Source organism: Streptomyces sp. enrichment culture (assembly GCF_964272855.1).
In the GTDB taxonomy this organism is placed as follows: Bacteria; Actinomycetota; Actinomycetes; order Streptomycetales; family Streptomycetaceae; genus Streptomyces.
Genome location: NZ_OZ186847.1, coordinates 4,649,773 through 4,673,299 on the forward strand (window position 1 = coordinate 4,649,773; position 23,527 = coordinate 4,673,299).

The following is a 23,527-nucleotide window of genomic DNA, read 5'->3' on the forward strand; positions in this document are numbered from 1 at the left end:
GCACTTAGTCCTCCGCATCAGCAGCCAATATCGCTTTAGTAATGTCGACAGCGTGGCTGGGTATCTCATCCGGGCTGAGGTCGTCAAAGGTTCTAATGACCCCTGCCTCCGTGCCGATAGAGCCAATCTTGCGAAGATACCCCGCAACCCTATCCACACCGTTCTGATCGTCGCCGATTCTGTTCAGCAGGTGTGCAATTGTGCGGGTTATCGGCTCAGGAGGCGAGTCGGGCTTCGGGAGATTTGGTGCCCCTTTGGGGTGGAGGCTGTCGAGGGGGCCCATGTGGGTCAGCTCTACTTGGCTTAGTACGGTAGCGACGTTTGCAAGCCATGCCCCGAGATTCGCTACGCATAGAGCATCAATGCACTGGCCAGGACGCTTGGTGAACTCTTCCCCGTAGTCTGACAAGGCCTGCTGCACCCTAAAAGCAGGATTCGAACGTTGATTCCAAGCATGCGAATGGGCGAGCACGCCATAGAAGAATTCCCCTGGAGGTCGCCCCTCTCGGGTCATCATGTCTTCTAGCAGAGCCGCGCAAATCGAGCTCTTTTTGATGTGGGCTCTTGTGAGAGTTAACTTGCATTCGAAAGCGGCGACCACCGCTGGCGCCAGATAGTGCTTAATTCCTAGAAGTCCTGGCGGATAGGAGGGATGAAGGATGAGGATATCTACCTGTGGACTCGTGTTGCCGTCTGTATCTATGATTCTGCCGCCAGGGACAACGTGATATCCCGAAGGGGTCCACCTGCGTAGAAGTTGCGCCCATGTTTCTTCGCCCTGACTTCCAGCCGTCCCCGGATCTTCTTTCGCTCTAGCCTGCAACCTTGCGTACTCACTGCTAATTTCGTGGGTCATCTGAGACATGAACAAGCGAATGTCGTGCAAACTCATGCGCGCCTCCAAGCACTACCAAGCGATGAGGATGCCCCCATGATGGCCGAAGACTGTCCTTAGCCGCTGGTGCTTCCTGTTTGGTTCTCCGGCTAGCTGCTGCCGACGGCCAAGCCACAGGTGGGCCGTCCGAGGCCGCTGAGTGGCGACCGATGACGATTACTAACGACAGTCGTAGCAAGCGTCAGCCCCAGTCACCCGTGATCTGCGACTCTGGTAGCACCATGCCCAAGCCGGTCGCATAACTGGCATGACGACGTCCGGCCGGCTGACTACGGTCGTCCCGCCGCCTGGTTGGAGTCGAAGAGGCTGCTCACCAGCCCTGAGCGCCACATTGACAGGTTGCACCGCCTGCTCGCCGAGGACGACGATGCGCTTCTGCTGTGCGACTACGACCTGATCAGTGATCCGCAGACAGTCGCCATCGTGAGAGCTCAGTAGGGCGCAGCGGGACAGCGCCGCCGTAGGCTGCGGCGACTGGCAACGCACCACAGGGGCACCGCCGACCCTCAACGTCGTGGGCGCGGAGCAGGCCGCGCGGCCCGGTGGGCGAACCCTAGTGCGCTGGTTACAGGGCAGCATCGCTGACGGCAGTGACGGCAGCTCTGACGGCAACGACAGCGGACGGCAGCGGCACTCAGCAGCCCGAGACGGTGCCGGCGTAGGCCGACCGCGTTGAATCACTGAGGTATGCCCGCATCTTTTAAGCGCGAGGCCGCCCGGGCCGTCTCTGGGCCGTCCGAGGTCACCCGACGCCGACCGACAATGACAGAAGCCCACGGCATCTGAACTGGTCAGAGCCGTGGGCTTCTTCAGTCCCGCTGGTCAGCGGAAGGGATGATCAGTAGACCGGCGTGTGAGCGCCCTCCCAGCCCGGGGGCCGTGGAAGGGCGCTTAATGGTGACCAACGTCGACAGTTGCCGACAGCTCAGCAGCAGGTCAGAGCGGTGATCGATTAGGCGGCCGCAGGTCACGGCCGCCGGCCGTGAAGGCTGGCGGTGGTCAAACCCAGACCTAAAGGCTCATCTCTGCGGCAGGGAAGTAGCAGTTGCCCGTACGGCTGGCGTGCTGCAGCTTACGGGCGATCAGCTCGTCCAGGCGGATGCGTCCTTCAAGCACGCAGAACACATCTGACCCATCCATCGTGATGAATGAAGTTCCGCGCTTGAAGAGTTCTCGCCCTCCTTCCGAGAATCCGTTTACGCTTACGAGGAGACCCAGTGCATTCTTGCCCTTCCGGCGAACCTTCCCATCAAAGTTGGTCATCTGCTCGGCCTCCACAGTGGATGCCAGCCATTTAGCCTCAACGATGTAATGGTTAGTATCGTGGTAGATAGAGCCGTCGATCTGCTCACCCTTCAAGTTGTAAGCAAGAGTCGGTTCAAGATCGAACAAGGCGAACAAACGGTATAGGAACGGCTCGAACTCTCGACCAGCCTGCTGGCGATTCGGAATGTCATGCAGGCGCAGGAACTCGTGCCTCAGTTCGCCGACTACCTTGGCAAAGTCTCGACGTCGGCTGACCTCGTCCCGACGTTCAGCCAGTTCAGCGAAGAAGGTTTCGCGCTCTTCTGCAATTGCTGCGTGCCGACCAACCCACTCCTGCAGGTTGCTCACAGCGTTACGCGCCTGGGCAAGCAAGTCCTCTGCGTCCACCTGCTTGGAAAGGTTAGGGAACGTTTCCAAACGAGAGATGTCAGTCATCAACTCGATACTCAGATCGCGGTACCGGTGCTCGTCTGCCAGGAGTGTGTTAACCAACTGAGTTGACGTCTCACGCTTCGTGGTTGTGAAATCGAGGATCGCAAACAATTCGGGGTACTCGCGGAGCCGCCGTCGAAGGTCCTGCTGATAAGCTAGCTTGTTCCAATTGATCGCGGTAAGCGCCTCGATCAAAGCTCCGTATGCATCCGGGTGAATCTTCTTTGTTCCGCCTTGCCGCATATCCACCACATCTCACCCGTCTTCGATTCCGTGTGATGCAAAAAATACTGCCGGTTTTGGTACTGCCAAAAGGTAGCGGGTACTCGACAACGGTCAGTCGCCCAGCAATCGCTTGCCATGAATTCTTGCGGCACGGTCCCAATCGCAGGCGCTGCATCGCTCAAGCCAGACATACGGGCTCGCATCCCGTGCATCCACCTCCGGTAGCTTCCGGAAGTTACGCCGGTCGTGCACACGCCCGCACGCAGAATCCGCTGAGTGATAGATGGTTAGCTGAGGGCCAGGTGTACGTCGAACAAGGCACGGGAGGTTCGCATCTTGATTGCCAACCTTTGCGATCTTGATGTCGATCTCTCGCAAGCTCACATGTAGGTCGCTGCGAAGCCGACCAATCTCCTTATAGTGCTCTTCCAGCAGCTTGAGTCTGAGCAGGCGCAGTTCGTTGATCTCATCCGCTTTGATGTTCATGCGGCCCTTCGCTTAGTAAGGATGCTTATCTCTTCTTACTTGGCGGGCTGTCGCCACATGGGACAACGACCACATTCACCCGTGATTGTTAACTATTTGAACTTGTAGGATCAATGGCAGCAAATTTCAGACTCCTTCTGGCCAGCGGCGACCGAAGATGACAGAAGCCCACAGCATCTGAGCTGGTCAGAGCTGTGGGCCTCTTCCGCGCCGCCGGACAGCGGGAATCGTGATCAGTAGACGTGCTTCTGTCCCCGTGAGTCTTGAGGGCTGGCCCTAAGTCCAGAACCCTCTCAGGGACGCGGTTCGCTCGCTGCCAGGAGGTGACCGCGGCTGGTGGCAACGCGGAGGACGTCCCGGAGAGCCCCACTCAGCTCCTTCGCCAAGCGCCGCATCTCGTCAAGGGCCACCTCCCGGTCGCTGAGGGTTTCTGAGGCTTCCTCCAGTAGCTCGGCCGCCGTGCCGAGTTGGACCGCCTCGACGTTGTCCGCCAGGCGGGACATGTAGCCGCCCCGTTCATCGGTGCTCAGGTAGCAGGGCTTGCCTTCCGGGCCCGACCACGGGAGGAGCCGCAGTTCGTTCGATGCTGTCATGCCTTGCTCTGCCTTTCGTCGATCACGGGGTGGGTGGTGAAGACGGCGTCGACTCGATCCCCCGGGAAGGCCAGGAGCGTGGCTTCGACGACGCGGCCGGTGGAGTCGGTGGCGATGCGAGTGATGGAGAGGACGATGGACGCGATGCCGATCCGGAGGGCCGATGCTTCGTCCGGTGTGGGGAGGCGAGCGCTCACCGTCTCTCGGGCAGCAGTCGGCGGTGGGCCGAGGAAGGCGAACCTTCTGGCTGCCTCTCTGGAGTGGGAGGTGTCATCCAGTACTCCGGGCGGGACCAGGTCATGCGGCATGTAGACGCGCGCCAGGCCGTGCGGTGACTCCCCTTCGTGGCTGAGGCAGGTGAACTCCACGATGGGAGTGCCCGTGGGCACCTTCAATAAGGTCGCCAAGTGCGCTTGGGCCTGAACTGCGGTGCTGCGGATGGTGACGCGCAATCCCGGCTCGCCGGCGGTCCACGGGTCCAGGGTCCCCCAGCCACCGACGTACACGATCTTGCGGTGAGAGCTGCGGATGAAGTTGCCTTTGCCGTGGATCTTCTCGACGAGGCCTTCCCTCTGGAGGACGGCGAGTGCTCTTCGCAGCGTCACCGTGCTGACCCTGTATCGGTCGGCGAGGACAGCCTCGGATGGAAGGCGTTCGCTCGGCAGGATGCGGCCCGCTGTGATCTGCTGCCGAAGGTCGTCGGCGATGTCGTGGTGACGTGAGCGCATGGACCCAGTCACCGTCCTCTCCGCATTCGCATGGCGACGAGCCGGGTACGCGCATGTATGGTCAGCAACTCGCCCGACTCGAAAACCAGTTGCTTCGCTCCCTGGGGGAGCTGAAAGAGGTCTCTCACCTGGAGGGCATTGCCCCCGAGTTGGATGATGTCGCCGCGCTGCACAGTGGTCGCGGTGACCTCGATGTTGGAGACCAGCGCGCCGCCGGGGACATACGCCCTCACCGCGTCACCTCCAAGGATGCGGACGGGTCAACGCCTGAGTGGCACGGGCAGTCGCACGCCTCGCAGATCACCGGGATGTCGGCCGGGACCGGCGTCGGGTAGGCGTCGGCACAGATGTGGTGCGTGCCGATCTGGCATGCAGTCGAGCGGTAGGGGACGGACGAGGCATCTGCGATGTGCGGCTGTCGAGGATGCGGCATCAGTAAGCCCCTGTCAGCGCTGACCAGGCGTCCGCCGAGAGATGAGGGGCGATGACCATTGCACGTGTCCGGACGCGTCCTTCCATCGCCAGGACGTACGGGCGGACCAGGGCCGCGTCCTCTCCTCTGAGCAGGTTTCGGTGAGATGCCGCGTTGTCGGCTGTACGACCCAAGACGGGGGCCGACGTGTCATCGGACCTACGAGAGACGGGAAGAGGCAGAGGAGGAAAGGCGGGCACTAACGGCCGGCGGTGCCTGCCTCTTGGGGAGTTCCGCGCCCTGGTGAAGGGGAAGGCGCGGCGGATACGGTTGAGCACGCTGTTCAGCTCCTATCGCTGATGGCTCGGTCCCCCGACATCGCCCGTCGTGGGGACCGCTTTGCGTACGACCGCCCATAAGGTGCGGCCGTTCAAGCTGGTGGCGAGGAGCCCGAATCGGTCGGCCTCAGCCACCACGTCCAGGACCTCCCGCCATGACTCGGCGGCGAGCGCGTCCGGCACCTCCGCTTCCACCGACGTGTGCCGGGGGTGTTCCTCCACTCGCGTGGGAAGTCCGAGGGCGGACAGCCGGGCGGCGAGGGCCGCCGCGCTAACTCCCGAAGCGGGCACAGGGCAGCCTCCGTCATCCAGCGCTCACTTTGAGTAAAGCTAGTTAACTAGATTAGAGCTAGTGGACTAGATTTTCCATATGCCTGAGCAGCCGCCCTATCTCCGCATCGCCGACGAACTCCGGCGGCGGATCGCGGAGCACGTGTGGGAGCCGGGAGACCGCCTGCCCTCCCGCGCCCAGATTGGCCAGGAGTGCGGCGTCGGCGAGAACGTGGTGCGCAGGGCGCAGGAACTGCTGATCTCGCAAGGCGTCCTGGAGGGGCGCGCCGGGTCGGGTACCTACGTCGCCGAGCCCCGTCAGCGAGTGCGAGTGGTGCGGTCATCAGCGCGCGAGCAGCCAAACGGTTCGCCCTTTCGAGCCGATATGAAGGCCGTGGGCAGACAAGGCGACTGGGAAAGCCGGACGGACGCCAAGGTGCCAGCCCCCGCAGACATCGCGGCACGACTCGGGATCCACGAGGGCGATCTGTGTGTGCGGACGACGTACGAATTCCTGGCGGACGGCAGGCCCGTGCAGTTGTCGACGAGTTGGGAGCCGTACGACCTCACCGGCGGCACTCTCGTCGTTCTCCCCGAGGGAGGCCCGCACGCGGGAGCCGGTGTCGTGAACCGCATGGCCGCGATCGGCATCACGGTCAGCCACGCCGTGGAGCAGCCGGAGCCCAGGCAGGCGACTGCCGATGAGGCGTCGTTGCTCGGCATCCAGAAGGCCGCACTGGTCACACACATCCGGCGGACGTACTACAGCGACGATGGTCGGCCCGTCGAAACGGCGGACATCGTGGTGCCCACGGCTCACTGCGAGATCGTCTACGAGATTCCGATCAACCGCTAGCCCGGCCTAGAGTTCGCCGTATGGCCGACGACGCCCAGCTCTGTCCCAACTGCAGCCAGCCCCTGAAGTCCGGCGGCCTCCTGCTGTCCAAGCGTGACGACGACGGCCGGCGGGTGTGCCGGTCCCTCTGGCGATGCGCCGATCGGCACACCTGGTGGCAGTGGGCGGACCGGCCGGCGGAGGCATTGGAGGTCTGCCCAGTTCCGGAGCTGTTCTGCTGACATCCAACGCTGACATCAACGAGGCCGGACGGCGGCATACGACTGCACCCCTGGACGGCCGTCGGACCAGCCGACGACGGCGCCAGGGGCGGGCGTAGATCGAACTTGTAAAGCGAAGGTCGTCGGTTCGAATCCGACAGGGGGCTCCGGTGAGGACAGGTCCTGAGGCCCGGTGGCTGTGGTTCAGCCCCGGGCCTCTCGCAGTCGCCGGGCGATCTCCAGTTGCTCCTCCTCCACCGGGCGGCCGTCCTCGATCTCCCACAGGCAGTTCTGCAGGACCCGGCCGAGGGTCCAGGCGCGGGCCCGGGAGCGGTCCAGGGCGAGGACGTCCGTCATCGCGTCGAAGCGCCAGCGGACCTCGTCCGGGTCGAAGCGGTTGTCGATCGCGGGGAGCAGGTCGAAGCCGGGGTCGCCGGCGAGCGGCTTGGGGTCGATGGCGAGCCAGTCCGCGCGGTCGGCGGCCAGCACGTTCTCGTAGTGAAGGTCCCAGTGCAGGAGGCGGTCGCCGGGTTCGTCGACGACCTCGCGGACGGCCGCCGCGCAGTCGGCGATCAGGCGGCGCGCCGCCGGATCGGGGACGCGTTCCAGCGCCCACGGCGTCTGCTCCAGCATGGCGTGCGCGATGTCGCCGAGGCGGCGCAGTTCCGGTGGGGCGGGGAGCGCGGTGAGATGGGCGAGCAGCCGGGCGACGACCAGCACGGCCGTGCGGCTGTCGGGGACGTGGGAGAGCATCCGGGCCGGGTCCAGGCGCTCCAGGAGCATCGTGCAGGTGTCGGGGTCGTGGTCGAGGAGCCGTACCGCCCCGTCGCCGGCCCAGGCGCGCAGCGCGACCGGTTCGCCCTCGCTCTCCTCGTCCAGGAGCTGGAGCTTGAGCACGGCCGGGGTGCCGTCCGCGCGGAGCACCGGCAGGACCAGCGCGCACCAGCCGTACATCGACGGGCCGTCCAGCCGCAGTTCCCAGCGGTCCAGGAACGCGGTGGCCAGCTCCGGCAGCCGGGCGATGAAGGCACGGCCCTCGTCGCCGTTGAACTTCTCCTGGGACGCGGCGAGTTCCTCCGGGACGTGAATCACGGGAATCGACCCTACGCGCGCGTTGCGCGGGCCCTCACCCGAATTACGTGCCCCCGGCAGGAGGCGCGGATTGCACGGAATCCGAAGGAGACACCGGCCCTCCGCGCGGGTTAACGTCCAGGGCCATGAGCAGCGGTGTCGTGAACGGCGGAGTCTCCTACTGGTACGCGGCCGACGGTTTCCCGCAGGTGCGGAGGCCGCTGGACGGTGACGTGTCGGCCGACGTCGTGATCGTCGGCGGCGGGTACACGGGGCTGTGGACCGCGTACTACCTGAAGAAGGCGGCGCCCTTCCTGCGGATCGTCGTCCTGGAGCAGAAGTTCTGCGGCTACGGGGCCTCCGGGCGCAACGGCGGCTGGCTGTACAACGGCATCGCGGGCCGCGACCGGTACGCGAAGCTGCACGGCCGGGAGGCCGCCGTACGCCTCCAGCGGGCCATGAACGACACCGTCGACGAGGTGATCCGGGTCGCGGAGGCCGAGGGCGTCGACGCGGACCTGTACAAGGGCGGGGTGCTGGAGGTCGCCCGGACGCCGGCGCAGCTCGCCCGGCTGAAGGCGTTCCACGAGGCGGAGCTGGCCTTCGGGGAGAAGGACCGGGAGCTGTACGACGCGGTGGAGACGGCCCGGCGGATCCGGGTCGCGGACGCGGTCGGGTCGACGTGGACGCCGCACGGGGCGCGGGTGCACCCGGTGAAGCTGGTCAAGGGCCTCGCGGCGGCCGTGGAGGCGCTCGGCGTGGTGATCCACGAGTCGACGCCGGTGACGGAGATCCGGCCGAAGCACGCGGTGACGCCGTACGGCACCGTCCGCGCGCCGTACGTGCTGCGCTGCACCGAGGGCTTCACCGCCTCCCTGAAGGGCCAGAAGCGCACCTGGCTGCCCATGAACTCGTCGATGGTCGTGACCGAGCCGCTGACCGACGCGCAGTGGGCGGCGATCGGCTGGGACGGCCGCGAGACGCTGGGCGACATGGCGCACGCGTACATGTACGCCCAGCGCACCGCCGACGGCCGGATCGCGCTCGGCGGGCGGGGCGTGCCGTACCGTTTCGGCTCGCGCACCGACAACGACGGCCGCACCCGGGCGGAGACCGTCGAGGCGCTGCGCGAGATCCTCACCGGCTTCTTCCCGGCGCTGGCCGGGTTGCGGATCGAGCACGCCTGGTCGGGTGTGCTGGGGGTGCCGCGCGACTGGTGCGCGACCGTCACCCTGGACCGTTCGACGGGCCTCGGCTGGGCGGGCGGCTACGTCGGTTCCGGCGTCGCCACCGCCAATCTCGCCGGGCGCACCCTGCGCGACCTGGTCCAGCAGGACTCCGGTCAGGCCGGGCGCACCGAGCTGACCGAGCTGCCCTGGGTCGGGCACAAGGTGCGCCGGTGGGAGCCGGAGCCGCTGCGCTGGCTGGGCGTGCACGGCATGTACGCCACGTACCGCACGGCGGACCGGCGCGAGACACTGACCCACAGCGCCGGCTCGTCACGGCTGGCCCGGTGGGCGGACCGGGTGGCGGGACGGCACTGAGGGTGCGGCCGGGAGCGGGCCTGGCGGCCGGGGCGGTGGCCGGTTCGGGGGCGCGGCAGCCGGGACGATGGCCGGTCCGGCGGCCGGTCAGGTCGCGTACTCCGGTACCGCCGGCTTCTCCGGGGCGCCGGGCCTTGCCGGTTTGCCGGTGACCATCAGGGCCGCGGCCACGCCGGCGAGGAGCATGATGCCGGCGGCGCACCAGATGGCGACCGTGTAGCCGTGGACGAGGCCCTGTCTGGTGATCAGGTCCCGCTGGGCCGGGTCGGTCAGGTGGGCGGCGATGTACGTGCCGGCGCTGGTGGTGGCGACGGTGTTGAGCAGGGCGACCCCGAGGGAGGCGCCGACCTGCTGCGAGGCGTTGAGGGTGGCGGAGGTGACGCCGGCGTCGCGGGGGGCGACCCCGGCGGTCGAGGTGGCGAACACCGGCGTGTAGGTGAGGCCCATGCCGACGCCTGTCAGCATCAGCGCGGGCAGGACGTCGGCGGCGTACGAGGAGTCCACCGTCAGCCGGGTGAGGAGCAGCATCCCGACCGTGGCCAGGAACATGCCGGGGGCGAGGAGCATGCGCGGGGCGACGTGCGGGAGCAGCCGGGCCGAGATCTGGCTGGAGCCGATGACGATCGAACCGGTGAGCGGCAGGAAGGCCAGGCCGGTCATGACGGCGGAGTACTCCAGGACGACCTGGAAGTAGTACGTCATGAACAGGAACATGCCGAACATGCCGATCACGGCCAGCCCAAGGGTCAGGAAGCAGCCCGCGCGGTTGCGGTTCCTCACGATGTGCAGCGGCAGCAGGGGCGTACGGGCCTTGCTCTGCCACCACACGAACACGGCGAGCAGGGCCACGCCGCCGATGAGCAGGCCGAGCACCCTGGCGTCCGCCCAGCCCCTCGGCTGGGCCTCGCTCAGACCGTAGACGATGGTGACCAGCCCGCCGCAGCCGAGCAGCACGCCGGGCACGTCGAGCCGGGACTCCGCGTGGCCGGGGCCGTCGCGCAGCAGGGCGTACGCGCCGATGACCGCGGCGATCGCGATGGGCACGTTGACGAACAGGCACCAGCGCCACCCCAGGAACTCGGTGAGCAGCCCGCCGAGGACGAACCCGAGGGCCGCTCCGCTGCCCGCGAGGGCGGCGTTGGCGCCGAAGGCCTTCCCGCGTTCCCTGGGGTCGGTGAAGGTCGTCGTGAGCAGGCTGAGCGCGGACGGGGCGAGCACGGCGGCGAACGCGCCCTGGAGGGCGCGGGCGCCGAACAGCACACCCGGGGTGGTGGCCGCGCCGCCCAGCGCGGAGGCGGTGGCGAAGCCGACCAGCCCGATGACGAAGGTGCGTCTGCGGCCGACCAGGTCGGCGATCCGGCCGCCGAGCAGCAGCAGCCCGCCGAACGCGATGGTGTAGGCGGTGATCACCCACTGCCGGTTGCCGTCGGTCATGCCCAGGTCGTGCTGGGCGGAGGGCAGGGCGATGTTCACGATGGTCGTGTCCAGGACGACCATCAGCTGGGCGAGCGCGATGACCACCAGACCCCACCAGCGGCGGGGATCGGCGCCCGGGGGAGCGGCCGTGGCGGGCATGGCGGGGGAGGTCGGATCACCTTGGGGGACGCTCACCCGGTCAGAACACCACGAACAGTGATCAACCGCACGCCGGGTTGATCCGAAAGGCGCCTCCTGGCTAGAGGGTGTCTCGTCGATCAGGCCGGATCAGGGAGCGGTGCCAGGCGCCGCGAGCCCGGCATGATCGGCGAGACGTCCCCTAGGGCTCCAGGACCACCTTGCCGGTCGTTCCCCGGTTCTCCAGCGCCCGGTGAGCGGCGGCCGCCTCGGCGAGCGGGAACCGCTGCACCGCGGGGACGAGCCGCCCCGCGGCGGCCTCGGCGAGGGCGCGCAGCTCCAGCGTGCGCACCGGGTTCGGGCCGCCGGCCTTGCGCATCATCACCGGTCCGAGGACCTGCTCGGAGACCCCTTCGACCAGGTACGCCGACCCGTCGTGCAGCCCTTCGCCGGACCAGCCGAAGACGATGTGCCGGCCGCCCGGCCCGAGCAGGGCGACGGACTCGCGGGCCGCGTCCCCGCCGACCCCGTCGAAGACGATCGTGGCCGTCCGGCCGCCCAGCCAGGCGCGCGCCTTCTCCGGCCAGCTCGGATCCTTGTAGTCGACGGCGAGGTCGGCGCCGTTCGCCTGGACCCGGGCGGCCTTCTCGGGCCCGCCGGCCAGGCCCACGACTGTGGCCCCGGCGTTCTTCGCGTACTGCACCAGCAGGGTGCCGATACCGCCCGCCGCGGCCGGGATCACGACCACGTCGTCCGGGCCGGGCTCGGCGAACTGCACGATCCCCATCGTCGTACGCCCCGTGCCGATCATGGCGACGGCCTGCGCGAAGTCCAGCCCGTCCGGGACCTCGTGGACCCGCTCGGCATCGGTGACGGCCAGCTCGGCGTAGCCGCCCGGCGCGAACCCGAGGTGCGCCACGACCCGCTTGCCGAGCCAGCCCCCGTCGACGCCCTCGCCGAGCGCGTCGACGACACCCGCGACCTCACGGCCGGGCACGGTGGGCAGGGCGGGCAGCTCGGGCAGCGGGCCCCGCATGCCCTCGCGGATCGCGGTGTCGAGCAGATGGACACCGGCGGCGGCGACGGCGACGCGGACCTGGCCGGGGCCGGGCACGGGGTCCGGAACCTCCTCGTGGGTCAGGTTCTCGGCGGGGCCGAAGGAGTGGAGGCGGATGGCGCGCATGGGTTCCCCCCGGAGACGTGTGGCTTCCGACGAACCCAACCCTCCGACCTCAAGCGTGCTTGAGGTCAAGCGGCCGTGATCCGTGCCGGCCGAGCGCCAGCGACACCGCGGTCAGCGCGCTGGTGAAGGACACCTCCGACAGCACCCCGGGCGCGGCCACCTGGTCGCCCGCCAGGAACACGCCGTCGCCGCGCGCAACGGCCGGGCGGTCCCGCCAGGTCGTGCCGGGCAGGTCGACCGCCCCCGTACGGCCGTTCGCGAGCGCCTCGCGCCGCCACGTGACGCGATCGCGCCAGCCGTCGAACGCCAGGTCCAGCAGCTGCTCGGCACGCGCGACGCCGTCCGCGCGGGACTCGTCCGGGCCGATCGGGATCTGCCCCTGGATCAACTGCTCGCCGGCCGGGGCGAGCGTGCGGTCCTGTGCGGTGAACCGTTCGATCCAGCCGGGCGCGTCCAGGTCGGAGACGGCGAACGCGTCGCCGCGCCGGGTGCGCACGGCCAGGTCGATCAGGGCCGTACGGCCGCTCGGCCAGGTCAGCGAGTCGTCCCGGAGCAGGCGGCGGGCCGCGTCCAGGGACGTGGCGACGACGACGGGCGTGTCGGTGGGCACGCTGTCCACGCGGGACAGCGTCTCGATCCGCACGCCGAGGTTCCACGCCCGGCCGGCCATCCGGTCGATGACGCTGGCCCAGCCGCCGCGCGGATAGTGCGCCTCCGGCGGCAGCTTGGTCGCCCGGCGCAGCCGCTCCTGCACGAACGCCGCCGACAGGGAGCCCGGGTCGTGGTGGAAGAGCGCGACGGCGGAGTAGTGGGCGGCCGCGCGGGCGCCCTCCTCGCCGGCCTGCTCGGTCGCCCAGGACAGGAAGTCGACGTCCACCGGGGCCTGCCGCGCGCCGCGGCGCAGCAGCTTGAGCATGGCGAACGGCGGGGTGCGGCGCAGCACTCCCTGGTACCGCAGCCGCAGCCGGGCGGCTTCGAGCGGCGGGAGGGGGGCCAGGGGTCCGATCAGGTTCCGCTGCCGGAGCCAGGTCCAGTGGGGGCCGCCGTTGTAGAGCGCGTGCGGGCCCTCGTTCGTGCGGTACGGCCCCTCCGCGGTCCGGGCCCGTCCGCCGAGGGTGTGGTGCGCCTCGTACACGGTGACCTTGGCGCCCGCTTCGGCGGCGGTGATCGCCGCGGTGAGCCCGGCGAAACCGCCGCCGATGACGGTGATGCGCTGCATGGGCTGGATCTCCTTCTCGCGCTTGGGTTTCTCGTCGCTTGGTTTCTCGTTGCTTGGGTTCCGGCGTTGCCTGGGTTCTTCGTCGCTTGCGGTGGCGTCGCCCTTCTCCGGGTACGACCGATCGACGGGTGCGGAATGTGACATCGGGGGGAGTCGTCGCAGGTCAGGGCGATTGTCAGTGGCGGGGTGCAGCATGGGGGCATGGCACGGAACCGGACCGACCCACCACCGGCGCGACGACCGGAGCTGCGGCTGCCGCCCCTTCGGCCGTACGACGGCGGCCTCGAACCCGACGGGGACTACGACGGCCAGGAGTTCCGCGGGGCCGACCTGACCGCTCTGGACGGCGGCGGCGCCCGCTTCATGGACTGCGCCCTGGCGTCCTGCACGGTGACCGAGACCCGGCTGCGGAAGGCCAGGATCCTCGACTCGGTCCTCACCGGCGTCCAGGGCGTGGGCACCGACCTGGCCGAGGCGGCCCTGCGGGACGTCGAGGTGACCGAACCGCGCCTGGGCGGAACCCAGTTGCACGGGGCCGTGCTGGAGCGCGTGCTGGTCCGCGGCGGCAAGCTCGACTACCTCAACCTGCGCAAGGCCCGCCTCAGAGACGTCGTCTTCGAGAACTGCGTGCTGGTCGAACCCGACTTCGGCGGCGCCCGGCTGGAGCGCGTGGAGTTCGTGGACTGCGCCCTGAAGAGCGCCGACTTCACCGCGGCCACCCTCAAGGACGTGGACCTGCGAGGCGCGGAGCCCCTGGAGATCACCGGCGGCCTGGACCGGCTGTCCGGCGCGGTCATCAGCTCCGGACAACTCCTGGACCTGGCCCCGGTGTTCGCGTCGGCGCTGGGGGTGCGGGTGGTGTGAGACGGCAAGCCATGAGGGCTTGCCCGGCGTCCGGGCCGATCTGCGCGGCGCCGGCCGGTGGCGCGGAGTAGGTTGCCCGGGTGATCCTCGACGTCCTCAAGACCGCGCCCGACCACGCCGTGCCCGCCCCCGTGCTCGCGGAGCTGACCGCGCTGTACGCCGCGAACCGGGAGTTCCAGGCGCTCAGCGGTGACTTCCCGGACCCGGACGACATCCGGCCGGAGCAGGTGGCGGCGGCGCTGGCGCAGGAGCTGGCGAACCCGGACACGGAGGTGCTGCTGGCGCGGAGCCGGGGGCGGCTGGTCGGCATGGCGATCACGCTCGCGCGGCACCCCGACCCGGCGGACCCCGATCCGTGGATCGGCCTGCTGATGGTGGACCCGGCCGTGCACCGGCAGGGCGTCGGCCGCCGGTTCGCCGGGCTCGTCGAGGACCGCTTCCGCGCCGCCGGCCGTACCGCCGTACGCCTCGCCGTCCTCGACAACAACCCCAGGGCCCTGGCCTTCTGGACCGCCCTCGGCTACGAGATCGTCGCGCACCGCCGCGATCGCGCGCTCGACCGTCCCTGCGCGGTGCTGTGCAAGTCGCTGCGCGTCCCGCGCCGGGCGGCCCGGGTCGCGGTGGTGGACCCGGAGGGCGCGGTGCTGCACTTCCGGTACGACAACGTGGAGGTCGGCGTCCTCCCCTGAGCTCTCGGCCCCGCTCGACCAGGGGGACCCCATGGCGCTGCCCGGCGGCGGCCTGGAGCCCGGAGAGGGGCCGCGCGAGGGTGCTCTGCGGGAACTGCGCGAGGAGACCGGCTGGGAGGACCTGGAGCCGGGCCCCCTGCTGTGCACGTGGGAACACGGCTTCACGCACAGTGGCATCCTCACCTGGCGCTGGTGGACGCGCCCGGAACTGGCCGCGGAGGCGGAGCCGGTGTGGCCGCCGGAGCTGGCGCGGCTGCTGGACGAGTGGGAGGCGCGCTGACGCGCGCTCAGGGCCGGCCCGGGTGCCCGTCGCCGTACAGCCAGTCCTCCCACACGCCGGTGAAGTCCTTCCTCGGTGCCCGCTGTTCGACGTACGCGGTGAAGTCCTCGGTGCTCGCGTTGCCGTGCCGGTGCTCGGCGGCCCAGTCGCGCAGCAGGCGGCGGAAGGCGTCGTCGTCGCCGAGGAGCTGCCGGATCCTGTGCAGGACCATGGCGCCCCGCTGGTAGACGGGGCTGCCGGAGACGTGCGCGGCGTCGTCGGGGCGGGCCGGGGGGAAGGCCCACAGGTCGGGGTAGAGGTCCTCGCCGTGGTCGAGGAGGGCGTCGAAGGTCCGCTCCGCGCTGTTCCCGCCGTGCTCCTCCTCCCACAGCCACTCCGCGTACGTCGCGAAGCCCTCGTTGAGCCACATGTCCCGCCAGCTCTCCGGGGTGACCGAGTTGCCGTACCACTGGTGGGCCAGTTCGTGGACGAGGAGCGGGACGTCGGGGGCGCCGGGAAAGACCGGGCGGTTCTGGGTCTCCAGGGCGTACCCGGCGGCGTCGGGGGCGACGACGATCGCGCCGGCGGAGGAGAACGGGTACGGGCCGAAGGCGTCCTCGGCCCACGCCAGGACCTCGGGGAGGCGGGCCAGCACGGGGCGGCTCGGTTCCGCCTGGGCGGGGTCCACGGCGCTGTGGACGGGCATGCCGTCCGGGGTCCGGCCGTGCCGGATCTCGTAGCGGCCGATCACCAGCGTGGCGACGTGGCTGGACATCGGCTCGGCGGTGCGCCAGGTGTACGTCGTCCGGCCGCCCTCGGTGCGCTCGCCCGCCGGCTCGCCGTTGGAGACGGCCGCGAGGCCCTTCGGCACGGTCACCGTGAGGTCGTAGGACGCCTTGTCGGAGGGGTGGTGGTTGCCGGGGAACCAGGCCATCGAGCCGACTGGCTGGCCGAGCGCGAGCGCGCCGCCGGGGGTGCGCAGCCAGCCCTCCTCGGAGCCGTCGGGGTCGGTGACGGTGACCGGCGTGCCGGAGTAGCGGACGGCGACGCGGAACACGGTGCCCTTCTCGACGTCGTCGACCGGGCGGACGGTCAGTTCCTGGCCGGTGTGGTTCCAGCGGGCGGTGGTGCCGTCGACGGTGACGGAGCGGACGTCCAGGCCGTCGAGGTCGAGGTTGAAGGCGGAGAGGTCCTGGGTGGCGCGGGCCGTGACGACCGCGCGGCCCGTGAGCCGGCTGTCGGGGGTGTAGCCGAGGGTGAGGGCGTAGTGGGTGACGTCGTAGCCGCCGTTGCCCGCCTTCGGGAAGTACGGGTCGCGCACGCCGGAGCCGCCGGGCATGCCCTCGACTCCGCCGCCGCAGGCGGTGAGGGCGAGTGCGAGGGACGCGGACACGGCGGCGGGGACGGCGGGCGCGCAGCGGGACACATCTCGATCCTATGGCGGGGCCTCCGCGATCAACGGCCCACGAACCGGCACCGGGAACCGGCCCGCGAGCCCGGCCCGCGAGCCCGGCCCGCGAGCCCGGCCCACGAGCCCGGCCCGCGAGCCCGGCCCACGAGCCCGGCCCACGAGCCCGGCCCACGAGCCCGGCCCACGAGCACGCCCCACGGACACGCCCCGGCGCCATGACACCATCGCCTACGTGCTCGACATCGGCTACGCCCTCTCCAACCGCTTCCCGGACCCGCCGCAGACGGACTACCGGCGCGCGGACGTCCACGCCCTGCGGTACGACCTGTTCTGCGGGGACGTCTACCTCGCCGACACCGAGACCGACCGGGAGTTGTCCACAGCCTGGGGATGGGTGCCGGTGCTCGACTTCGCGTGGGCGCTGTGCGACATCGTGGAGCGGCTGGACCGTGACCCGGCGGGCTCCCGCGCCTCCCGCCCCCAGCACGCGGAACTCGACTTCACCGAGTCCACCGACCGCATGCTCTTCGAACGCCGTTTCGGCTGGGTGGACATCGAGGCCGACTGGATGCCGGCCGAGGAGCCGCCGCTGACCTTCTCCCACGCCGATCTGCGCCGCGAGGCCCGCGACTTCCTGCACGATCTGATCGCCGACCTGTGCGATCTGCACGAGGACCTGGCGGAGAACCCGGCGATCTGGACGCTCCAGGCCCGCTTCCCCCGGGTGAAGTGAGAGCGGGGCCCGGTAAGGGGAGGCCCCCCGGCGCGAAGCCGAGGGGCCCGGTGCCGAACCGGCGTCAGACGTTCACGCCGAAGTCCTGGGCGATGCCCGCCAGGCCCGAGGCGTAGCCCTGGCCGACGGCGCGGAACTTCCACTCGGCGCCGTTGCGGTACAGCTCGCCGAAGACCATGGCCGTCTCCGTGGCCGCGTCCTCCGACAGGTCGTAGCGGGCGATCTCGGTGCCGCCGGCCTGGTTGACGATGCGGATGTAGGCGTTGCGGACCTGGCCGAAGTTCTGCGAGCGGGACTCCGCGTCGTAGATGGAGACCGGGAAGACGATCTTGTCGACGTCGGCCGGGAGGCCCGCCAGGTTGACGTTGATCGCCTCGTCGTCGCCCGCGCCCTCACCGGTGCGGTTGTCGCCCGTGTGGACGATCGTCTGGTCCGGGGTCTGCTTGTTGTTGAAGAACACGAAGTGGGCGTCCGAGTAGACCTTGCCCTGCGTGTTGACCGCGATCGCCGAGGCGTCGAGGTCGAAGTCGGTGCCGGTGGTGGTCCGGACGTCCCAGCCGAGGCCCACGGTGACGGCGGTCAGGCCCGGAGCCTCCTTGGTGAGCGAGACGTTGCCACCCTTGGACAGGCTTACAGCCATTGTTGGGAGTCCCTTCCCTCGTTCGCGTACGGCAAGAGTTCGTACGGCAAGAAAGCTACAGCTACCCCCTTGAACGTCGCGGGGGGTACGCGAGGTTCCAGGCTCTTTACTTTCTTTACCTGCGTTATTCGGGTGACGTGGACCGGACACGGGCGGGAACATGGACCGCATGTCCGGTTCCCACGTCATCCGCGGCTCCGTCTCGCTCCCCGAGGCCGAGCTGATGTGGCGTTTCTCCCGGTCGTCCGGGCCCGGCGGGCAGCACGTCAACACCAGCGACTCCCAGGTCGAGCTGCGCTTCGACCTCGCGCGGACCGAGGCACTGCCGGAGGTGTGGAAGCGGCGGGCGCTGGAGCGGCTGGCCGGCCGGCTGGTGGACGGGGTGGTCGTCGTACGCGCCTCCGAGCACCGGTCCCAGTGGCGCAACCGCGAGACCGCCGCCGTACGCCTCGCCGCCCTCCTCGCCGAGGCGACCGCGCCACCGCCCAAGCCCCGCAAGCCGACCCGCATCCCGCGCGGGATCAACGAACGCCGGCTGCGCGAGAAGAAGCAGCGCGCCGAGACCAAGCGCGGCCGGTCCCGGCAGAACTGGACGTAGGTCCGCTCTGCCGCCTCCCGCTGTCACACGCGTGCGCCGCGATCCGTCGTACCGGTGGACCCCGACCGCGACGAGAGGCCGTGACCCCGTGACCGAGACCCCCGACGCCGACCTTCTCGCCGAGCGCTTCGAGGCGCACCGGCCGCGGCTGCGTGCCGTCGCGCACCGTGTGCCCGGCTCGTTCGCGGAGGCGGACGACGCCGTGCAGGAGGGGTGGTTCCGGCTCAGCCGGTCGAGTGCGCGGGACATCGACAACCTCGGCGGCCGGCTGACCACGGTCGTCGGCCGGGTCTGCCTGGACATGCTGCGTGCGCGCACGTCCCGCAGGGAGCAGCCGCTGGAGTCCGGCCGGGAGAGCGTGCCGGTCGCCGGGCCGGAGCAGGACGCGTTGCTCGCGGATTCCGGCGTCGCCCTGCTCGTCGTGCTGGAGGCCCTGACGCCCGCCGAGCGGCTGGCGTTCGTGCTGCACGACCTGTTCGCCGTCCCGTACGAGGAGATCGCCGCGATCGTGGACCGTACGCCGGCGGTCGCGCGTCAGCTCGCCGGCCGGGCGCGGCGCCGGGTGCGGGGCGCACCGGCGCCGGACGGGGATCCGCGGCGCGAGCGGGAAGTCGTGGAGGCGTTCCTCGCCGCCGCGCGGGACGGTGATTCCGACGGGCCGCTGAGGGTGCTCGACCCGGAGGTCGCCCGCTCGGAGACGGGGGTGAGCGCGGGCGCGGTGACGGTGGCCCGGGGCGCCGCGAGCTTCGCCCGCCTGGCCCGCCTCACGGAGACCGTGCTGGTCGGCGGGCGCCCCGGGGTGGTCGTACGGGACTCCGGGGGGCGGCCGGCGCGGGCGCCGGCCTTCACGGTCGTACGGGACCGGATCGCCGTCATCGAGTTCTTCACCGAGCCCGGCCTGATCGACGAGACACCCCCTAGAGGTCCAGCACGCCGACCGTCTGTCCGCCGCTCGTCTCCCCGGTCGTACGGAACCCGAGGCCCAGGTAGAACCCCTCGGGGCCGTCCGGGCCGGGGTGCCAGGTGACGTACAGCTCCTTGCCGCCGCGGCGGCGGATCTCGGCGGCCACGGACTCGACGGCGAACCGGCCGTAGCCCTTGCCCTGTTCCCCGGCGGCGATGTTCAGCCGCCACAGGCCGGAGCGCAGGACGCTGCCGTCCTCGTGCCGGTCGATGTCGAGGAAGGCCATCAGGAAGCCGACCGGGCGGCCCCCGTCGGTGATCAGGCGGGGCCAGGCGACTCCGTCGGGGTGGACGTACGCCTCGGCGAGGGACTGCATCACCGGGGATACGGCGTGTTCCTGGTCGGGGCGGACGCGGATGCCGGTGGCGGCGCCGAAATTGCGGGGGGTTATCTCTTCGAGCTGGATCACCCGGGCACCGTACGGGGAACGATCACGTCCGGCCGGGGAATTTCCGGCGTGTGACGGTGCGGGAATTTCCGATTCAGCCGAGCTGCCGGTACCGGCCGCGGAAGTACGCCAGCGGGCCGCCGTCCACGCCCGGCACGTCCGCGGTGAGCACCCGGCCGATCACCAGCGTGTGGTCGCCGGCGGTCACCCGCTGCTCGGTGCGGCACTCCAGGGTGGCCAGCGCGCCGCCCACCAGGGGCGCGCCGGAGGCCTCGCCGCGCCGGTGGGGGAGGTCGGCGAAGAGGAGGCGGTCGCTGACCCGGCCCTTCATGGCGAACCGGCCGGCGATCTGCCGCTGGCTCTCGGCGAGCACGGACACGGCCCACAGCGGCTGCTCGGCGAGCAGGTCGTCCATGCGGGAGCCCTCACGCAGGCTGACCAGGACCAGCGGCGGGTCGAGGGAGACGGACATGAAGGCGGTCGCGGTCATGCCGACGTCCTCGCCGCCCGGCGCCGTGGGGTCGTCGGGGTCCAGCGGCGGCTCGACCGCGGTCACCAGGACCACTCCGGAGGCCAGCCGGGACATGGCGGCCCGGAACTCGTCGTTGCTCACCCCCTCAGGATGCCCGGCGGGGGAGGGCTGGGCGGGCACTGCGGGGGCGGTCGGGGCGGAGGGGGGATTCTTCAGCACGTCCGGAACGCTAGTCTCCGGTGTGCGCGGGCCGCATCGGACCTCGGCCCGAAGCGGGTCCTAGGGCTTGAGACGGACAAGCGCAAACTGTGTGTTCGGTAAACACACGGGAGAAACGCAGAAACCCCACTCAATTGTTCACGTTCTACTGTGACTTGAGTCACAAGGGGCATTAATTGTTGACCCTGTGTACCGAGTGGGCAGCGCGCTGTGATTCAGTGGCGGCAAGATACAAGGGCACCATCCGGAAAAGGCGCCGAAGACATCCCTTGATTCGCTGCGAGGTCTCGGGGGGAGGGCGAGCATGGAGACCGAGTCGGAGCCGTATGTCCGTCTTGCGTCCCTGCGACAGCTGCACCAGGTCATGGCGGACATGAACACCGCACGCAGCCTGGCCGACACACTGCAGACCGTCGCGAACGGCGTCGTCACCGCCCTCGGGTACGAGCTGGCGTGCGTGAACCTGGTCCGCGCCGACGGCGACCTCGTCGTCGCCGCGTTCTCCGGCAACCCCGCCGCCGAGGCCCTGATCACCGGCCGGGTCGGCTCCCGCGAGTCCTGGGAACGCCGCCTGAACATGGGCGAGCAGTGGGGCGACCTGATCTTCATACCCCACACCGAGGGCTGGATCCTCGACGACGACGACGTCCCGCAGTGGTACACCGAGGGCCCCGCCCCCCGCTTCGAGGACGAGTGGCACCCCTCCGACCGCCTCTTCGCGCCGATGTACGCGCCCGGCGCCCAGGGCGGCCCCGCCTCCGGCGAACTCATCGGCGTCCTCTCCGTGGACCGCCCGCGCAACGGCCGGCGCCCCGGCGCCTGGGGCCGCGAGGCCCTGCAGATGTACGCCTTCCAGGCCGCCATCGCGATCAGCAACGCGCGCCTGCGCGCGAACATGCAGCGCGCCCTGGTCCGCCTGGAACGCGAGCAGCAGGCGCTGCGGGCCAGCGAGGAGAGCTTCCGGCAGGCCTTCGAGTACGCGCCCTCCGGCATGGCCATCGCCGAGATGGGCGGCGACCAGCACGGACGCATCCTGCGCACCAACGACGCCCTGTGCCGCCTGCTCGGCCGCCCCGCCTCCGCGATGCGCCGCTACTCCTTCTCCGACCTCGTCCACCCCGAGGACATAGGCACCCTGCTGCGCACCTCCGCCGAGGGCGGACGCGCCGAGCTGCGCCTCGGCCGCCGCGACGGCAGCTACGTCTGGGTGTCGCTGCGCAACTCCGTCGTCGCCGACGCCGCCGACGGCCCCCGCTTCCTCCTCACCCACGTCGAGGACATCGAGGAACGCAAGCGCCGCGAACTCCAGCTCGCCCACCGCGCCTCCCACGACTCGCTCACCGGGCTGCCGAACTCCGCCGAGCTGCGCTCCCGGCTCTCCGCCCGCCTCTGCCGGCGCCCCGAGGCCGGCCGCCACGACTCGCACGACGCCGCCTACGGCCACCCCGGCTACGACCCCGGCGGCCACGCCTTCGACTTCCCGCCCGGCGACGGCTACGACGTCGACGTCTACGACCACCATGTGCACACCGTCGCCCCCGAGGGCGCCCACGACGACGGCACCAAGGGCCTCGCGGTGCTCTTCTGCGACCTCGACGGCTTCAAGTCGATCAACGACCGGTTCGGGCACAACGCGGGCGACGCCGTCCTCATCGAGGTCGCCCGCCGGCTCAGCAACGGCGTCCGCGACGGCGACACCGTCGCCCGGCTCGGCGGCGACGAGTTCGTGATCCTCGCCGACGGCCTCGGCCGCGCCGACGCCCAGGACCTCGCCGTGCGGCTGCGCAACGAGATCATCCAGCCGATCCGGGCCGAGGGCCGGGCCGTCCGGGTCGGCGCCAGCTTCGGCATCGGCTGGGCGCACTGCGGGATGACCGCGGACGAAGTGCTCAAGTCAGCGGACGAACGGATGTACGTCGAGAAACGATCTCGTCCCAAACAGCACCGCCGTGCCGGATGAACCGCAGGTCAGCGAAGTGATGCGATCCCGGTCACCCGTTTGGGGCAGAGAGAGCGGGTAGGCTCGCCCTCTCACCACCGCATCGCAACCGTTCCGCACCTGCTTGAGGAGTACGAGGGATGACGCCCGGCAACAACGGCGCGAGCACGCCCGAGGACGACGACCCGTTCGGTTACCTCTACGCCGACGGTCAGGCCAACGGCGCCCAGCCGCCGTCCGGCGGCTACGGCTACCCCAACTCGGTGAGCAGAGTGCGTACCGTCGGCGAGCGCCCGTACGGCCAGCAGCACGCCACGTACGGGCAGGGCGTGGCCCCGCAGCAGGGGGCGCCCGGCCGTCCCAACGCGCACTACGCCGCGCCCGAGACGTACCCCGGCAGCGCGGCCACCACCCAGCAGCCGCTGCCCGGCGCCGGCGGTGGCGGCGGGCGCCGCGGGCCCAACACCAAGGGCCTGCTGATCGGTGCGATCGCCGTCGTCGCGGCCGTCGTCATCGGCATCGGCATCGCCATGGTCAACAGCGACGGCGAGGACGACAGCGCGGGCGGCGACGCCTCGCCCACGCCGACCGTCACCGAGAGCGGCGAGCCCACCCCGTCGAAGAGCAGCAGCGCGGCGAGCGAGGAGGACCTGCCGGCCACCGACGCCAAGACGGTGCTGCTCGGAGGCGGCGCGAGCACCGCCTCCGACATCAAGGGCGCCAAGGCGGACGGCGGCTTCTACGTGACCGGCTTCAACGCCGTCGGCGCCTCGCTCACCTGGAACGTCAACGGCATCCCGGAGACCGGCAAATACACCCTGTACGTCGGCTACGGGGTGCCCGGCAAGGACGCCAACGCCACCCTCACGGTCAACGGCACCCCCGCCTCGACGCCCGTCGACATGAAGAACTGGGCGAAGGCCGCGGAGGGCGACTACGAGAAGGGCTGGACGCGGACGTACAACTACATCCAGCTCAACAAGGGCTCCAACACCATCAAGATCTCCTGTGAGCAGGGCAACCAGTGCGACGCCAACCTCGACCAGCTGTGGCTGGCCAAGGGCTGGGTCGAGTAGGAG

The 23,527-nt window shown here is 70.0% G+C and carries 24 protein-coding genes and 1 pseudogene; 10 read left to right on the forward strand and 15 right to left on the reverse strand.

From position 1 onward, the window contains the following. Nucleotides 1–4 precede the first annotated feature (4 nt). The 7 genes from ACSU6L_RS20365 to ACSU6L_RS20395 form a co-directional block, all read right to left on the reverse strand. Nucleotides 5–892: a DUF6602 domain-containing protein gene (locus ACSU6L_RS20365; RefSeq protein ID WP_437058753.1), complete on the reverse strand. Its 888-nt coding sequence runs from the start codon at nucleotides 890–892 to the stop codon at nucleotides 5–7. A gap of 1,014 nt (nucleotides 893–1,906) precedes the next feature. Beyond that, a complete protein-coding gene (locus ACSU6L_RS20370; protein ID WP_437064975.1) occupies nucleotides 1,907–2,836 on the reverse strand; it encodes a restriction endonuclease in 930 nt (309 codons plus the stop codon). 93 nt (nucleotides 2,837–2,929) lie between these two features. Continuing rightward, the gene (locus tag ACSU6L_RS20375; RefSeq protein WP_437058755.1) at nucleotides 2,930–3,304 is read right to left on the reverse strand and encodes a hypothetical protein; all 375 of its coding nucleotides are present in this window, start codon (nucleotides 3,302–3,304) and stop codon (nucleotides 2,930–2,932) included. Between the two features lie 293 nt (nucleotides 3,305–3,597). Next, on the reverse strand, nucleotides 3,598–3,897 hold the full coding sequence (locus ACSU6L_RS20380) for a hypothetical protein (RefSeq protein ID WP_437058757.1): 300 nt from the start codon (nucleotides 3,895–3,897) through the stop codon (nucleotides 3,598–3,600). Continuing rightward, nucleotides 3,894–4,625: a GntR family transcriptional regulator gene (locus ACSU6L_RS20385; RefSeq protein WP_437058759.1), complete on the reverse strand. Its 732-nt coding sequence runs from the start codon at nucleotides 4,623–4,625 to the stop codon at nucleotides 3,894–3,896. Before ACSU6L_RS20385 ends, ACSU6L_RS20380 begins: the two co-directional genes overlap by 4 nt. Nucleotides 4,626–4,633: 8 nt before the next feature. After that, a complete protein-coding gene (locus ACSU6L_RS20390; protein ID WP_437058761.1) occupies nucleotides 4,634–4,858 on the reverse strand; it encodes a hypothetical protein in 225 nt (74 codons plus the stop codon). Between the two features lie 529 nt (nucleotides 4,859–5,387). Then, entirely contained in the window at nucleotides 5,388–5,666 is a 279-nt protein-coding gene (locus ACSU6L_RS20395) for a hypothetical protein (protein WP_437058763.1), read from the reverse strand. Between the two features lie 79 nt (nucleotides 5,667–5,745). Here ACSU6L_RS20395 and ACSU6L_RS20400 point away from each other — a divergent pair, with 79 nt between their 5' ends. After that, the gene (locus ACSU6L_RS20400) at nucleotides 5,746–6,501 is read left to right on the forward strand and encodes a GntR family transcriptional regulator (protein ID WP_437058765.1); all 756 of its coding nucleotides are present in this window, start codon (nucleotides 5,746–5,748) and stop codon (nucleotides 6,499–6,501) included. Between the two features lie 20 nt (nucleotides 6,502–6,521). Then, entirely contained in the window at nucleotides 6,522–6,722 is a 201-nt protein-coding gene (locus ACSU6L_RS20405) for a dehydrogenase (protein WP_437058767.1), read from the forward strand. A 183-nt stretch (nucleotides 6,723–6,905) separates the two neighbouring features. Here the strand turns inward: ACSU6L_RS20405 and ACSU6L_RS20410 are convergent, their stop codons facing one another. After that, nucleotides 6,906–7,799: an aminoglycoside phosphotransferase family protein gene (locus ACSU6L_RS20410; protein WP_437064976.1), complete on the reverse strand. Its 894-nt coding sequence runs from the start codon at nucleotides 7,797–7,799 to the stop codon at nucleotides 6,906–6,908. 119 nt (nucleotides 7,800–7,918) lie between these two features. On the opposite strand from ACSU6L_RS20410, the gene ACSU6L_RS20415 reads away from it, so the two are divergent. Further along, nucleotides 7,919–9,316, forward strand: coding sequence for an NAD(P)/FAD-dependent oxidoreductase (locus tag ACSU6L_RS20415; protein ID WP_437058768.1), 1,398 nt, complete (start codon nucleotides 7,919–7,921; stop codon nucleotides 9,314–9,316). Between the two features lie 87 nt (nucleotides 9,317–9,403). On the opposite strand, the gene ACSU6L_RS20420 is transcribed toward ACSU6L_RS20415, so the two are convergent. The 3 genes from ACSU6L_RS20420 to ACSU6L_RS20430 all read right to left on the reverse strand — a co-directional run bounded on the left by ACSU6L_RS20420 (nucleotide 9,404) and on the right by ACSU6L_RS20430 (nucleotide 13,272). After that, a complete protein-coding gene (locus ACSU6L_RS20420) occupies nucleotides 9,404–10,891 on the reverse strand; it encodes an MFS transporter (protein ID WP_437064977.1) in 1,488 nt (495 codons plus the stop codon). Between the two features lie 181 nt (nucleotides 10,892–11,072). After that, entirely contained in the window at nucleotides 11,073–12,053 is a 981-nt protein-coding gene (locus ACSU6L_RS20425) for a zinc-binding dehydrogenase (protein WP_437058770.1), read from the reverse strand. A 49-nt stretch (nucleotides 12,054–12,102) separates the two neighbouring features. Next, entirely contained in the window at nucleotides 12,103–13,272 is a 1,170-nt protein-coding gene (locus ACSU6L_RS20430) for an FAD-dependent oxidoreductase (protein ID WP_437058772.1), read from the reverse strand. Between the two features lie 201 nt (nucleotides 13,273–13,473). Between ACSU6L_RS20430 and ACSU6L_RS20435 the strand changes: the two genes are divergently transcribed. Together ACSU6L_RS20435 and ACSU6L_RS20440 are read left to right on the forward strand one after the other, a co-directional pair. Beyond that, complete coding sequence (locus ACSU6L_RS20435; RefSeq protein ID WP_437058774.1) at nucleotides 13,474–14,136, forward strand: pentapeptide repeat-containing protein; 663 nt, start codon at nucleotides 13,474–13,476, stop codon at nucleotides 14,134–14,136. A gap of 80 nt (nucleotides 14,137–14,216) precedes the next feature. Next, nucleotides 14,217–15,105 (forward strand): annotated as a pseudogene (locus ACSU6L_RS20440) (GNAT family N-acetyltransferase). A 7-nt stretch (nucleotides 15,106–15,112) separates the two neighbouring features. Here ACSU6L_RS20440 and ACSU6L_RS20445 read toward each other — a convergent pair. Beyond that, nucleotides 15,113–16,510 carry a M1 family metallopeptidase gene (locus ACSU6L_RS20445; RefSeq protein WP_437058776.1) on the reverse strand — a complete coding sequence of 466 codons (1,398 nt, stop codon included), beginning with the start codon at nucleotides 16,508–16,510 and terminating at the stop codon, nucleotides 15,113–15,115. Between the two features lie 217 nt (nucleotides 16,511–16,727). Here ACSU6L_RS20445 and ACSU6L_RS20450 point away from each other — a divergent pair, with 217 nt between their 5' ends. Beyond that, entirely contained in the window at nucleotides 16,728–17,228 is a 501-nt protein-coding gene (locus tag ACSU6L_RS20450) for a hypothetical protein (RefSeq protein WP_437058778.1), read from the forward strand. A 64-nt stretch (nucleotides 17,229–17,292) separates the two neighbouring features. On the opposite strand, the gene ACSU6L_RS20455 is transcribed toward ACSU6L_RS20450, so the two are convergent. Then, nucleotides 17,293–17,868 (reverse strand): TerD family protein, encoded by a 576-nt coding sequence (locus tag ACSU6L_RS20455; protein WP_073941654.1) that lies wholly within the window; start codon nucleotides 17,866–17,868, stop codon nucleotides 17,293–17,295. 160 nt (nucleotides 17,869–18,028) lie between these two features. Here ACSU6L_RS20455 and arfB point away from each other — a divergent pair, with 160 nt between their 5' ends. Both arfB and ACSU6L_RS20465 read left to right on the forward strand, forming a co-directional pair. Continuing rightward, a complete protein-coding gene (gene arfB / locus ACSU6L_RS20460) occupies nucleotides 18,029–18,466 on the forward strand; it encodes an alternative ribosome rescue aminoacyl-tRNA hydrolase ArfB (RefSeq protein ID WP_073941653.1) in 438 nt (145 codons plus the stop codon). A gap of 88 nt (nucleotides 18,467–18,554) precedes the next feature. Continuing rightward, nucleotides 18,555–19,493, forward strand: a complete 939-nt coding sequence (locus tag ACSU6L_RS20465; protein WP_437058781.1) for a sigma-70 family RNA polymerase sigma factor — start codon at nucleotides 18,555–18,557, stop codon at nucleotides 19,491–19,493. Here the strand turns inward: ACSU6L_RS20465 and ACSU6L_RS20470 are convergent. Together ACSU6L_RS20470 and ACSU6L_RS20475 are read right to left on the reverse strand one after the other, a co-directional pair. Next, complete coding sequence (locus ACSU6L_RS20470; protein WP_437058783.1) at nucleotides 19,384–19,839, reverse strand: GNAT family N-acetyltransferase; 456 nt, start codon at nucleotides 19,837–19,839, stop codon at nucleotides 19,384–19,386. The genes ACSU6L_RS20465 and ACSU6L_RS20470 overlap by 110 nt on opposite strands. A 73-nt stretch (nucleotides 19,840–19,912) precedes the next feature. After that, entirely contained in the window at nucleotides 19,913–20,506 is a 594-nt protein-coding gene (locus tag ACSU6L_RS20475) for a flavin reductase family protein (protein ID WP_437064979.1), read from the reverse strand. 307 nt (nucleotides 20,507–20,813) lie between these two features. On the opposite strand from ACSU6L_RS20475, the gene cdgB reads away from it, so the two are divergent. Both cdgB and ACSU6L_RS20485 read left to right on the forward strand, forming a co-directional pair. Further along, on the forward strand, nucleotides 20,814–22,469 hold the full coding sequence (gene cdgB, locus ACSU6L_RS20480; protein WP_437058785.1) for a diguanylate cyclase CdgB: 1,656 nt from the start codon (nucleotides 20,814–20,816) through the stop codon (nucleotides 22,467–22,469). A 119-nt stretch (nucleotides 22,470–22,588) separates the two neighbouring features. Next, nucleotides 22,589–23,524, forward strand: a complete 936-nt coding sequence (locus tag ACSU6L_RS20485) for a CBM35 domain-containing protein (RefSeq protein WP_437058787.1) — start codon at nucleotides 22,589–22,591, stop codon at nucleotides 23,522–23,524. Nucleotides 23,525–23,527 lie beyond the last annotated feature (3 nt).